The sequence below is a fragment of the Streptomyces sp. NBC_00005 genome, assembly GCF_045160215.1.
In the GTDB taxonomy this organism is placed as follows: domain Bacteria; phylum Actinomycetota; class Actinomycetes; order Streptomycetales; family Streptomycetaceae; genus Streptomyces.
In genome coordinates this window covers 8,590,246-8,603,051 of sequence record NZ_CP108316.1, presented here as the reverse complement: position 1 = coordinate 8,603,051, position 12,806 = coordinate 8,590,246, and the positions used below count along the sequence as shown (strand labels likewise).

Genomic DNA, 12,806 nt, shown 5'->3' with positions numbered 1-12,806 from the left:
CGTCCCCCGTCTTCTTATCGCTTCGAGAGCACGGTCAACTGGCCCTCGTTGATGGTTACTTCCTTGCCGCGGAGCACGATTTCGGCGCCTGCGCCGGTCGCGATGACCACGGCTTCCTTGGTGATGCGGATGTACGCGCCGCCCTGGGCCTGGAGCAGGATTCCCTGCTCGGCCCCGGCGGTGTCGTTCATGACGATCTTGTGCGCGGCCGGTGTCTGCACGACGACCGGCTTGTTCGGCGAGTTCGCCTGCAGCTCGCGGCGCGCGTCGGGCGGCAGCTCCTCGGCGGCGCCGTACCAACACCCGGTCCACACAGGGAAACTGGGGTCTCCCTGCTCGAACTCCACCCACACACCAGCGCCCGGCGGCGGCACCACGAACTGTCCGGACTCGGGCCCGGTGAACGGCAGGCAGGGCAGCGCCCAGGTGGACGGCTCGTCACCGAGGACGTCGGGCACCTCGACGGTGATACGGCCGATGCGCAGCGGGTCGTTGTTGTTCACGACCCGGCCGCGGAACTTGCCGAGGTAGCGATTGCCGGTTGCCGCCATGCTGAACTGCTCCTGATCGGTGGGTCGTTGGGCGTCGGGGCGTTGGGGTGTCGGGGCGTTAGGGCTTTTGTGCTACGGCCGGACGTAGTCGCTGCGCGCCTCCAGCCCCTCCCTGGAGAGGGTGAAGTTCTGCTGGAACGACCCCGGTCGCAGGTTGTGCGTGACGGACTTGACGTAGTAGTCGCCGTCGTATGCCCGTCCCGAGCCGCGCACGCCAACCAGTTGGCGGGGCTGCAGGATGTAGCCGTGCCGGTTGACGTCGAGCGATCCGGACCCGGAGACCACGTCGGCGGAGACGGCGGCGCGGGCCAGGAGTTCGGCCTCGGCCTGCTCGCGCTGCTGCTTGGCGGTGCCGGAGAGGGTCTTGCGCTTGAGGGCCGGGGTGGGGCGGCGGCCCAGGGGCGGGCGCAGCGGACTGATCGGCGGCTGCGGCAACAGCGTGGACACGCGCGTCCCCGGATCCTGCCACCGTGCCTGCGGCTCTTCCCTCGCGGTCCCGTCGTAGGCGAACGTCAGCTGGTCCACGGTCGTGTTGGCGTCCATGTTGACGTTGAGGGCGTGCTGCCGGATGCCGAGCCGGACCTCGGGCCCCCAACGGGCGGAGGATTGACCGGGGTTGGGCCCTGGTTCGAGATAGAAGGTGTAGCCGTTGGCGCGCGCGAGATCGGTGACGTATTGCAGGTCCGTCCCGGTCTGGTAGTGGACGCGGAGATCCTGGTGCGGGGGCTGGGCGATCTTCTCGGCGTACACGTCGGGCCGGATGCCGTAGTCGGAGTACCGGCGCAGGATGGCGAGCACCCGCTCGGAGGGCGGGAGATTCGGGTACCGGGCGGTGCGCTCCTCCAGGTCCATGAGCAGGGTGAGGTCCTCACCGGTGACGGTGAGGGTGGAGTGGCCGGGCTGGTTGCTGGCGCCGACCTCCTGCCGCACGATGAGCCCGTCGAAGAGCACGTCGGGGGTACCCCGGACGCTGACGGTGACGATGAGCCGCGTCTTGGGGTCGAAGAACCCCTCGGGCAGCAGCCGCTGGTTGATGATGCCGGTCTTGGTGAGGTCGAAGGCCAACTGGAAGCCGCTGCGTTCGCCGGCCGTGGCGGTGATCTGCGCGGACAGCAGGGCCTCGGTCACCTCGGCCGGGACGGGGCGGGCGAGCTTCGGCCCCATGAGAAGCGTGATGTGGACGGGGCCCTGCCCCACGGGCTGTTCAGACACGCCGGTGCCCCCCGGGCTCGGGGATGTCGATGACCTGCCCGGCCTCGTCCGTCAACTCCCTCGGATCGAGTACGGGGTTGGCGTCGGCGATCCGCCACCACTGACCGGGGTCGCCGAAGAAGCGTTGGGCGAGCAAGTCGGGGCGCTCCCCTGCCCCCACGACATGTTCCTGCGTCTCCTGCGCGTCGAGCGGGGGCAGCAACCGGCGCTTGGCGTAACGGACTTCGGTACCGTCGGGAAGACGGTGCACGCCGATCTCCGCGTCGTGGTAGCGGCTGGTGCGCGGATAGGGGTGCGCGCCGGGTATCGCCCCGAGGGCGCTCTCGTACGGCTCGATGTCGGCCATGGTGTGCTGCTCAGCCCCTTCCGCTCAGTACGTCCGCGCCCGGCAGCCCGAGGGCCCCGAGGCTGCCGCCCCGCGCGGCCGCGGCGAGCCGCTCCTTCTGCGCGAGGTGCGCCATGTAGAGGTCGGCACCGCGGTGTCCTGCGGGCAGGTCGCTGACGGTGAGGATCTTCATGCCGATGCCGAGGGAGGCGCGGATGGGGTTGAGGTTGACGTCGAAGGCGGACTCATTGACGGACAACTCGGTGAGCCGTACGGGCATGACCCGCTTGCTCCCCCATGTGAACAGGGTCAACGGCATCTCGATCGGGCTGATCTCGATGGTGCCCTTCTGCGACAGCCGGCTCGCGGCACGGAGCTGCGCGGTGGTCGGCTGCACCAGCATCTCGAGGGTCGCGAGCTGCGGGTGAATGCCATCGGGCGCCGCGATCTCCAACTGGTCGGTGGCGTCGATCTCGGCGGTGAACTTCCAGGTCTCCTCGGCGGGGCCCTTGAGGCGGAGCGCCTCGTTCCTGTCCCCGCCGCCGCTGCCGCCACCGCCGCCGTCGCTGCTGTCTCCGGCGGACTGGGGGGCGATGCTGCGTTCCAGGGTGTCGGGGTTGAACTGCAGCACGATGACCCGCTGGGGGGTGCCGCGGTCGGGGTCGACTACGACTATGCCGGAGCGGATGGGTTTGGGGATGTCTGCGTAACGGGTCACTGGTCCACCTAAAGGAGTCATTCCTGGAACTTGGTGCTGGAGACGCAGCAGCCGTCGCACCAGAAGCAATAGACGATTCCCTCGACCGCAATGCGGCCGACCGGAGTGTCACGGCCGCCGACCGAGGCGACGAACGGCATGGCAAGTCCGCACTCGGGGCAACGGGGGTGAATATCGGGATCGACCCATCGGGGTAGACCGCCCACTTGGTTCAAGGACTGTGAGGGCGCCGCCTTGAGGCTTACTCCCACCTGATTCGGATGCTTTTCGAGCGTCAGGGAAAGCTGTCCTGGCGTGAGGCTGATCGCAGGGTCCGCCGGCCCCTTGGGCCCGTAGTAGACGGTGCGCTCACCGTCAGCGATCCGAACAGTTGCCGAATCCATTTCCCCGCAGTCGCACGCGTACCAGTAGAAGGATGGGTTGTTGGACAACGAGAAAGGCAGAGCGCTCGCAGAAAGCGTCAGGAGGTGAACAGCGGGCACCGAGCAGATATGACAGATAGGCACATCTCCGGATGTGCTACCACCGACTTTATGCTCCGATTTTCCGCCTTCCGCGAGAAAAGCCAACTGCGCAGGCCAATACCCGGCCTTCTGCTCGGAATCCGGCAATCCCCCGGCCAATTCCACCAGCGTGATCCAGTCAGCGGGGTCATCGAGTTCGTCCCGCAGTGAACCGATGATCTCCAGCGCATGATCCGTACGAATCAACGCCAGGGAGACCAGCGTGTCCCAGGGGTCGTCCTCATCGTCCTCATCGGAGCGCCATTTCCGCGCGAGAGAATCGGCCACCTCGTCCGGCGCACCCGCCAACATGGCCTTCGCGGCCATCGGATGGTCGAGGTCCGCGAAGGGCCGCAGCAACTCCGGCCGGAAGGCCCCAATACTGAAGATGACGCTTGAGAGGTGCGCCTTCAATTCCGCGTCATTCACGTAGTCGGCAATGAAACCGTTCAGGGTGGCTGTCGAAAGCCACGGAACCAATCGCGCCGCTCCACGGGCGAGTTTCGGCTCCTGACGGAGCCTCACTGCTGCGCGCTCCTTCTCGGCCGACGCGTTCGGTGTGACTTCAAGGTACTGCCCGACATATTCAGCAATACGATAGTCATCGGTTTCGAGCAGGCATTCAACACTGGCTGCCAGACCGCGATCAGATTGTCCTGAGAGATACTCGAAGAGCGTTCCCCTCTTTGCCAATCCCTGAAGATCGGGATCGGAGACGATTCTTACGGCCTCTTCGATATGGGTCACTTCGCCTTCTCCCAGTAGCGGAGCAGCATGCTGTTGATCTCGGCAGAGTAGTCGACGACCTGCGCCTCCACAAGTTTCTTGTAGTGTCGCGTGAAGTGGGCCACATACTGCTTTGTCAGATCCCCGTCGGCCTCCAATATCTCCAGATATCTCTCGAAGTCCAAGCGCGCAGCCTGGGTGAGATCCTTGGCATCTGCACGGAAGAGCGGCTTGTTGTCGTTCTGGTATGTCCGCCCTCGCTCATGCAGCGTCTGCGGCAGGAAGATCGTCAATGCTTGCTGATATTTACGATTGGCCTCGGTCTTCTTCTTCCCTCTACCGCTGGGATGTAGCTTCTTCCTGGTGAGGATCTTTTCCCGCTCATCAACGAGGAGACTTTCCTGTTCCTCCGTCATCAGCCCTTGGTCCCTGGCGTTCAGAGCCTCCTGAAGCTCCGGGTTCGAAAGGGCCGCTTCGGCCAAGGCCTCGTTCTCCGCCTTCTGTTTGATGGCCCGTCCAGAAGGAATGTGATCGGCAGTCAGCCGCTTGTCACCTGCGAAATTATCAGGATGGCGTTTCTCACTGGCCACCCGTCGCTTGCTCGCGGCACTGTAACTTTGAGTCTCTCCGACCTGGATGTCTTCGTCGTCCTCGTAGACATCAGGGAAGGGGACTGCTTCCAGCACTGCATTCAATGGAGAACTGGCGGGCCATCCGTTCTGCCGATTCGTGGCTTGCGCCTGCTGACCGGTTCCGGATTGCGTCGGTGTCGCCGCCGTCTGCTGGGCGGGGGCCTGCCCGTCCTCCGACACCTGCGACTGCCGCTCGGCAGCCCCCTCCGACTGCCGCTGCCTTTCCGTAGTCTGCGCGGAGGGTGTGCGTTGCGACTCTGCCGTCGCCCTCCCGGATTCGTCGGCTACGTCATCGGGATCGTTCTCCACGCCGTCGGTGACCCGTTGCTCCGGATTGAGTCGTGCGACGATCTCGAATGTCTCCGCGCCCCTCAGTTCGAGGCCGGTGAGCCGGTACCAGACACGGATTCCCAGCAAGGTGCCGGTCATGACACCCCGATGGACTCCTCGGTCCAGCAACCCGTTCAGCCTGGGCCGGATGCGGGCCACGATCTTCTGCAGCCGCGCCTCCTTCGACTCCCTAGACTTCTCGTCCTTCCTGTGCTGGTCCTGTTTCCGCCTCTTCTGCTCCTGCTGCCGCCTCTTGTGGTCCCGCAGCTGGTCCTTCTTCTTCTTGAAGAAGTTCCGCAGCTTCGACGCACCGTTCTTGAGCGCCTTGCCGAGCTTCGACTTCTTCAGCTTGCGGCCGAGAGTCTTGGCCGCGTTGCCGACCTTCTTCAGGGCGGACTTGACGGCGCCCTTGGCCTTCGAGAGGGCCTTGCCCACGGGGGACTTGGGCTTCTTGGGCTTGGTCGGCTTGGGGCCCTCGATCTCCTTCTGCTTCTTCTTCGGAGCGGACTCGGGAGTCTTGTCCTTGTCCGGGGTCCGGTCCTTGGCGGGACCCTGCTCCTTCTCGGGCGCCTTCTCCTTCGGCTTCGCCTCCGCACCATCCGGCTTCTTCGCCGGTCCCTTGGGGGTCGCGTGGTCCTTCGGCTTGACGGGAGACTTCGGTTCCGGTGACGGCTCGCCCTTCGGCCTACGCTCGGTGCCGGGGCGGCCCAAGGCCTGCCTGGCCTTCCGCACCGCCCCCCGAGCCGAGTTGACCGCCGCCCCCGCAGCCTTCTTCGCCCCGCCCCCCACCTTCTTCAGACCGTCCATGATCTTCTGCGCCATGCCCTTGAGCCGCTTGCCGACGCCCTTGGTCGCCGAAGACAGCTTCTGCAGAAGGAAGTTGGTGATGAAGTCGAGCAAGGCAACGACACCTGCCGCGACCGCCTCCGCGAAGAGACACGCCGCCGGGCCCGCCTTCACCGCCTTCAGGTAGGCCCAGAACTTCGAGAACGCCGACAGGATCGAGCTGACCGTCGACCACGCCGCCATCAGGCCCTGGACGATCGTCAGGATCGCCCCGGCCGCGGGCACGATCATCGAGACGACCTTCTCGATGACGAGCGACGCGATCATCATCGGCAGCGACGCGATGATCGCGTCCCAGGCCATCTTGCCGATCTGTTTGATCGACACGCAGCCCTTGACCAGCACGTCGATGACGGCCTTGCCGAGGCCGAGGATGCCCTCGACCTTCGTGTCGAACCACCCCTTGACCGCCACCTTGATGGCACCCCAGAGGTGGTCGGTGATGCCGGTCTTGGCGGCGCTGCCCGCCTTGGAGATCCAGCCGCCCGGGTCCGGGGCGATGTCGGCGACCAGTGCCGCGAACTTCCCCAGCGCCTCGATCGCCGCCTGCGCGAACTTGATCGCGCCCACGATGATGGCCTGGTACGCCTTGATGACCGCCTTGACCCCGGCTTCGAGGACGTCCAGCAGTTTGTTCAGGCCCGCCGCCAGCGCGTCCAGCAGGCTGTTGACCGCCTTCTTCAGGCCGTCCGCCAGCTGATTCACCGTCGCGATCGCCGCGTCCCGCAGACCCTCGATCGCCTTGCGGAACTTGTCCCGCAGTTCCGGGAAGGCCGACAGCAGCACGTCCCCGATCGCGATCAGGACATCGGCGAGCACGTTGATCGCCTTGATCGCCAGGTCGCGTACGAAGTCGATGGCCTGGTTGGCCCACTCCTTGAACTGGTCGATGATCCCGTTGACGGCCTTGCGGGCGGCGTCGAAGACCGCGGTGACCGCTGCGAGCAGGCCCTTGAAGAAGTCGGCGACCTTGTCGGCGATCCACCCGAGCAGGCCTCCGGAGGGCTTCTTCTCCTCCTTCTTCTTCTTGGCCTCCTTCTCGGCGTTCTCCCGCTCGGTGTCGATCTTCCCGTTGTCCTGGTCCTTGCGCGCTCCGACCTCCTTGTCCTTGTCGTCGCGCGCCTTGACGATCTCCTTGTTCTTCTTGCCGTGCTCGTCGTCGGACTTCTTGTCCGCGTCCTCGACCTTCTTGTCCTGCTCGCCCCGCCAGTCCTCGCGCTGCTTCTGGGTCTCGCGCGCGACGCGGCCGCGTTCGGCGGTCTGCTGCTGGGTGTTGCGGTCGACCTCGCGGTCGATCTCGGCCTGCTTGTCGTGCTTGGCCTGCTGCTCGCCCTGCTGCTGTTCCTTCTCCTTCGTACCGAGGTCGCCCTGCGCCTTGCCCGCGGCACCGGTGATCTCGGAGCCCTTTTCCTGTTTGGCCACCGCGCCCACGCCGGCCTTCGGCGCAGGCGTGGGCTCCAGGGCGCTGCCCTTGCCGCCCCCGGAACCGCCGGACGCCTTGCCGGTGAGCTGTTCCGCGGGGGCGTTGGGGAAGACCTGGTCCTCGCCCATGGGCTTGGCCGCGTCCTCGCGGCCGGTCGTCTGCAGGTCGGACTGCTTGTCCTTGAGCGCCTTGGCCTGGTCGTCGGTGCGCTTGGGATCGCTGGCGCCCTCCAGCCGGATCTTGGGCGCCGGGCCGACGGTCTTGTTCTCGAGTTCCGGGTCGGTGGTCGGTACGGCGTCGGCCGCGGCCTCGACGTTCTGCGCCTCGGCCTCGCTCAGCCCCTTGTCGGGCACGGCAGGCGCGGGCGGCGTGGACACGTTGGCGGTGGGCTCCTTGCCCTCCGCCTTCACTCCGCCCTTGGCCTTCTGCTTCTCGCCCTGGTCCTCCGGGCCGACCTTCTCCACCTTGCCGGTGACCTGGGCCGCCGCGGGAGCGGCCTGGGGCGGCGCCGAACGCGTCTGCGGCGCCCCCGAGGGACGTTCCCGCGTCGGCGGGGCCGCATCGAGCCGCTTCTGCTCCTCGCCGATCTTCTTGTCCGCGGCCTGGTCGACCCCGGGCATGGCGGCGGCCGCCTGGTCGGGCGCCAGCTTGCTCACGGTCTGGATGGCGGCCTTGGGGTCCTGCCCGGAGACGTCCGGCGGTTCCTCCTGCTTCTCCTCGGGCGCGGCCTCCCCGCCGCCTCCGCAACTGCCCTGCCCGCCCTCGTCCTTCTCGGGCGCGGGCGCGGGCGGCGCGCAGCCACCGCCGTCCTTCTCCAGCGACGCCTCGGGCCGGGGCGCGTCCGTGTCGGCAGCGGTCTGGCCGGGCGCGTCGGTCTGCTCGGCGGCCGGGCTGACCGCCGCCTGAGCGACGGAGGGCGCGGCGCCGGGTCCCGCGGCGACCTTCGGCCCCGTCTTCTCCGCGCCACCGACCGGTCCGCGCGGCACGGCGCCGGGCCCGCTCTCCTTGGGCACCTGGCTCTTGGCCGCCGGCGCCTCACGCTCGGACCGGGGCGGTTCGGCACCGCGCCGGGCGGCGGGCGAGGGGTCGCGGTCCTCTACCGCGGTCCTGGGTGTCTGAGCGCCGGCGGGCCGGGACACGGCCGCCGCCACCGGGCTCACCACGGAGGGCGCCGGGCCCGCGGCAGTCGACGCCGGACCGGCGGCCGACCGGGACTCCGCGGTCGTACGGTCCTGCTGTTCCTTCTTCTCCTCCTGCGCGTCCTTGGCGTCCGGCTGCTCGTCGCCGTCCGCCCCCGCCGCGTCGGAGTCGTCGGAGCCGTCGGCCTCCTTGTTCTGTTCCTTCTCCTGCTGCTGCTCCGGGTCGGGCTTCTCGGCCTCGGGCTCGGGCCGCTCCTTGTCCTGGGTCGCGGGATCCTGGCCGACCTCCTGGTCGAGCGGCTTGTCGGTCTCCTGGAGGTCCTTGGTGTTACGGTCCTGGGCCTGCGCGGCGGGCCCGTTCTCGGGCTGCGGGGCCTCACCCTCGACGGGCCCCTCGTCCTGGCCGGGGGCCTTCGCCTCGGGCCCGGCGTCCTCCTCGTCCTGCTCCCCTTCGTTCTTCTCCCGCTCCTGCTCGGTCTTCTCGGCCTTCGTCGGCGGCGGGGTGGGGAAGGAGGGCACCGAGGGTTCGGCGGCGCCCGGCTCCAGCTTGTCCGCGGTCGGTACGGCGGACAGGTCGAGGTCGGCCTCGGGCAAATAGTCCTCGGGCTTGATCACGGGCTCGGGCTCGCCGCCCGGCGCCCGGTCGCCGTCGTCCTCGCCGCCAGCGAGTTCCTGGTCGGCGCCGGCTTCGAGGCCGAGCGGCCGTTCCTCCTCGCGCGGCTCGGCGTCGGCGCCGCCGTCCTCGTCCTTCTCGTTCAGGCCGTGCTCGGACAGCGCGGAGTCGGGCTGCTCGGCCCGCTCGTCGACCTTCTCGGGGCGTACGGGGCCGGGCTGGGCCTTCTGCTTCGGGTCCGGCTGCTCGTTCTTCGACCCGGCGCCCGGCTGGGTCTGGTCGTCGCGCTGCTTGCGCTTGTCGGCGCCCGGCGCGCTCGCCTGCTGCGGGTCGGCCTCCTCGCGCTCCCGCTGCTCCTTGCGCTCCTCCTTGGCCTGTTCGGTGCCCTCCTGCTGCCCTTGGGCGTGCTCGTCGGAGGCCTGGTCGGTGCGCTCGCGGTCGGTGGCGGCCTGCTCGTCGTCCTGCTGCTCCTCCTCGCGCGCCTGCTGCCGGGAGGCGTTGCGCGCGTCCTCCTGCTCGGTGCGCTGGGCGGTGTCCTGCTCCTCGGTGGCGGCGTCCGAGCGGGCCCGGCTGCGGTCGCTGCCGCTCTTCTCGTCGCGGGCCTTGGCGTCCTGCGTTTCCTCGCGGGCGTCAGCGGCGCGCTTCTCGTTCGCACCCCGGTCGGACTCCTGCTTCTTCTGCCACTGGGTGCGTTCGACACCGAGCTCTTCGAAGAGGTCGATCTCGGGCAACGGCGCCTCGGCGGGCTGGAGTTCGACCGGCCCGGGGCGGGCCTCGTCAGCGATCTCCAGGAGGCGGTCGTACTCGGGTGTGAGCAGCCGGTCCTCCAGCCGCTCGACGACTGCGTCCTCCAACTCCTCGGACATACGGGCCAGTTGGAGCCCTACGCGGCCGGAGGCGTCGGTCGGGTCGCCGCGCAGGGAGCGCAGCACGTTGACCGCGAGCCGGTCCACGAGGGTCGCCGGGTCGACGGCCTCGGCGCGCATCCGGTCGGCGTCCACGGTGGCGTAGCGCAGCCAGCCGGGGGTGGCCTGCCCCTCTTCGACCTGCGGGGCCTCCGAAGAGACATCAGGCTGCACGAGAGCCTGGGCGGCCGACTCGGCCTCCCGCTCGATGGCCTGTTGCGGCAGGCTCACCGCGCCGAGTTCGCGGCCTGCCCGCAGGGCGCCGAGGCCGTGCGGGTTCTGCACCGTGTGCTGGAGCTCGTGGGTGAGCAGGCGGCGGCCCTCGTCGGTGCCGGGCCGGAAGGCGCCCTCGCGGAAGAAGACGTCCTGGCCGACGGCGACCGCGTCCGCGCCGAGCAGCTCGGTCAGCTGCCCGGCGTCCCGGCCGGTGTGCAGCCGTACCCGACCGAGATCGTGACCGAGCTGCTCCTCCAACTCCCGTCGCAGGCCCGGGTCGAGAGGCTGTCCGGCGCCGCTGACGATGTTCTTCGGCTCGGGCGCACGGGACTTGGCGGCCCGCTCCTTGCGCTTGCGGCGCCGCTGCTCGGCGGACTGCTCCGCACGGGAGTCCTGGGTCTGCGAGCTCACCGGCTCACCTCCCCGTGACCGCTCAGTCCCTCGTGCACGGCACGCGCCAGCTCCTGCCCGAGCCGCCGCGCGGACAGCCCGGCGGGCAGCGGCGGCAGCCCGGACAGTGCGTCGAGGGCGAGGGGGCCGTCCGTCGCGAGCGGCACACCGTGCAGCCGTACCAGACGGGTCAGTTCGCTCTCGAAGGCGGCCGAGACGCGTTCCGGGTCGGCCCGGAAGCCGTCGAGCACCAGCTCTGAGATCTCCACGCGGATCGCCGAGGGTTCCCGGTCCTTGGACGTGCTCACACCCATCCGCGGACCTCCGTGGGCGTCAGCGAGCGCTCCAGCTTCAGGTACTCGGTGCGCGCGGCGGCGAGCATGTGCCGCATCTGTAGCCGGTCGCCCTCCTCGGCGGCGAGGAAGGCCCCGGACAGGGCGATGTTGCGGATCGAGCCGCCGGCGACGGTGAGTTGGGCGAGCAGCGCGGCGTCGATGTCCTTCACCGGGGCCTGCGGCGGCAGCACACGGCGCCAGATCTCCGCCCGCTCGTGCTCGGCCGGGAAGGGGAAATCGACGACGAAGCGGATGCGGCGCAGGAACGCCGTGTCGAGGGCGTTCTTCATGTTGGTGGTGAGGACGGCGAGGCCCCGGTAGGCCTCCATCCGCATCAGCAGGTAGCTGACCTCGAGGTTGGCGTACCGGTCGTGGCTGTCCTTGACCTCGCTGCGCTTGCCGAACAGTGCGTCGGCCTCGTCGAACAGGAGGAGCGCGCCGCCGCGTTCGGCGGCGTCGAAGACCCGGCGGAGGTTCTTCTCGGTCTCGCCGATGTACTTGCTGACGACCTGCGAGAGGTCGATGACGAAGAGGTCGAGGCCGAGTTCCTTCGCCATGACCTCGGCGGCGAGGGTCTTGCCGGTGCCGGAGCCGCCCGCGAACATCGCGGTCACGCCGAGGCCGCGGCGCAGGGTGGCGGCAAATCCCCACTCCTGGTGGACGGTTGCCCGCTGGCGCACATGCGCGACGATCTCCCGCAGCACGCTCGTCTGCCGCTCGTGCAGTACGAGGTCGTCCCAGCCGGCCTGCGGTGCGATCCGCCGCCCCAGCTCGTCCATGCCGATGCGCGCCTCGTCGAGCCCGGCCTGCCAGGCGAGTTCGGCGGCGTCCAGCTCGTCCTCGTGCGGAAGACGACGGCGTACGGCGGCTGCCGCGGAACGCACGACGTGCGGCGGCAGCTGGAACTGCGCGACCAGGGACCGCAGTTCACCGTCACCGAGATCGGCGACGTCCCGGAACGCGTCGCCCCAGAGCCCGAACTGCTCCTCGTCGTCCAGCCGCGGCACGACCACCCGGGCCCCGTAGGACCGCTCCGAACGCAGCGGGTCCTCGCTCGACACCACCACTGGTACGGCCGCCCCGGCCAGGAACGATTCGGTCGCCGCCCGCTGGTCGCGTTCCAGTTCGGCCACCTCGACGAGCAGCGCCGAGGGCAGCAGGATCGCCTCGCGCTGCCACAGCCGGGCGAGCCGGTCGCGCTCGACGGGGTCGGACGGCACGTCCTCGGCGCTCATGGAGTAGAGCCCGAGCCCCGAACGTGCGGCCGCCGCGGCGGAGATGTCGGCCCGGCTGCGCAGGTCGCCGCCGGTCACCTCGACGAGCGGGGCGTCGGTGCTCGCCCCCGTCGCCCAGCCCTCGGCGAGCCGGGTCGCCGCCAGGTCGTAGGCGGGCGTCAGCGCCTGTGGCACCGGGGTGCGGCGCAACTGGCCGTGCAGCCGCGCGTCCAGATAGGGCGAGCCCAGCAGGAAGTGCAGGATGCGCTCGTCGAGCCGCAGCCGTGAGGTCGTCAGCCGCGACTCGTCGTCCAGTTCGAGGATCCGCCAGCGCCTGAGCGGTGCCACGGGCGTCAGCGCACTCCAGTGCGGCTCGGCGAGCGCGGCGAGCGCCAGCGAGAAGGTCGGATACGCCCGCTCCCGGTCACCGGCCGCCGCGGCACACCGCGCGGCCGCGGTCGGCTCCAACTCGTGGGCTGCGGCGAGGAGTACGAGGTCGCGCTCGAAGGGGGTGATGCTGAAGCAGGAGGCGAGGGCGTCGAGGGGCGCGGGGCCGGGCACGGGGGCGAGTTCGGCCCCGGGGGCTGTGCCGCCGCCCTGCGTGACGCGCGCCGCGTGTGCGTCGACGCGGGCCAGGACGCGCCGGATCTCCGCGGTCAGCGTCGCGCTGCCCAAGTCGGCGTCCGCCGCGCTCGGTTCGGTCGTCCCCATGTCCTCACCTGCCCCCC

At 69.4% G+C, this 12,806-nt stretch carries 8 protein-coding genes; all 8 read right to left on the bottom strand.

The window, feature by feature from the left end; genetic code table 11:
* Positions 1–14 precede the first annotated feature (14 nt).
* On the bottom strand, positions 15–551 hold the full coding sequence (locus OG303_RS39295) for a phage baseplate assembly protein V (RefSeq protein WP_405874630.1): 537 nt from the start codon (positions 549–551) through the stop codon (positions 15–17).
* A gap of 72 nt (positions 552–623) precedes the next feature.
* A complete protein-coding gene (locus OG303_RS39290; RefSeq protein WP_405874628.1) occupies positions 624–1,763 on the bottom strand; it encodes a hypothetical protein in 1,140 nt (379 codons plus the stop codon).
* Positions 1,756–2,109, bottom strand: coding sequence for a LysM peptidoglycan-binding domain-containing protein (locus OG303_RS39285; RefSeq protein ID WP_405874626.1), 354 nt, complete (start codon positions 2,107–2,109; stop codon positions 1,756–1,758). The genes OG303_RS39290 and OG303_RS39285 overlap by 8 nt, the downstream gene beginning before the upstream one ends.
* Before the next feature lie 10 nt (positions 2,110–2,119).
* Positions 2,120–2,806 carry a hypothetical protein gene (locus OG303_RS39280; protein WP_405874624.1) on the bottom strand — a complete coding sequence of 229 codons (687 nt, stop codon included), beginning with the start codon at positions 2,804–2,806 and terminating at the stop codon, positions 2,120–2,122.
* Positions 2,807–2,823: 17 nt separating this feature from the next.
* Positions 2,824–4,056, bottom strand: coding sequence for a hypothetical protein (locus OG303_RS39275; protein ID WP_405874623.1), 1,233 nt, complete (start codon positions 4,054–4,056; stop codon positions 2,824–2,826).
* On the bottom strand, positions 4,053–10,550 hold the full coding sequence (locus OG303_RS39270) for a DUF4157 domain-containing protein (protein ID WP_405874621.1): 6,498 nt from the start codon (positions 10,548–10,550) through the stop codon (positions 4,053–4,055). The genes OG303_RS39275 and OG303_RS39270 overlap by 4 nt, the downstream gene beginning before the upstream one ends.
* A complete protein-coding gene (locus OG303_RS39265) occupies positions 10,547–10,843 on the bottom strand; it encodes a hypothetical protein (RefSeq protein WP_405874619.1) in 297 nt (98 codons plus the stop codon). The genes OG303_RS39270 and OG303_RS39265 overlap by 4 nt, the downstream gene beginning before the upstream one ends.
* Complete coding sequence (locus OG303_RS39260; protein WP_405874617.1) at positions 10,834–12,789, bottom strand: ATP-binding protein; 1,956 nt, start codon at positions 12,787–12,789, stop codon at positions 10,834–10,836. Before OG303_RS39260 ends, OG303_RS39265 begins: the two co-directional genes overlap by 10 nt.
* Positions 12,790–12,806 lie beyond the last annotated feature (17 nt).

Excerpts from the sequence above, each read along its gene's own strand:
- OG303_RS39260 (WP_405874617.1), bottom strand. The coding sequence starts at position 12,789 with ATGGGGACGACCGAACCGAGCGCGGCGGACGCCGACTTGGGCAGCGCG.
- OG303_RS39295 (WP_405874630.1), bottom strand. The coding sequence starts at position 551 with ATGGCGGCAACCGGCAATCGCTACCTCGGCAAGTTCCGCGGCCGGGTC.
- OG303_RS39265 (WP_405874619.1), bottom strand. The coding sequence starts at position 10,843 with ATGGGTGTGAGCACGTCCAAGGACCGGGAACCCTCGGCGATCCGCGTG.
- OG303_RS39285 (WP_405874626.1), bottom strand. The coding sequence starts at position 2,109 with ATGGCCGACATCGAGCCGTACGAGAGCGCCCTCGGGGCGATACCCGGC.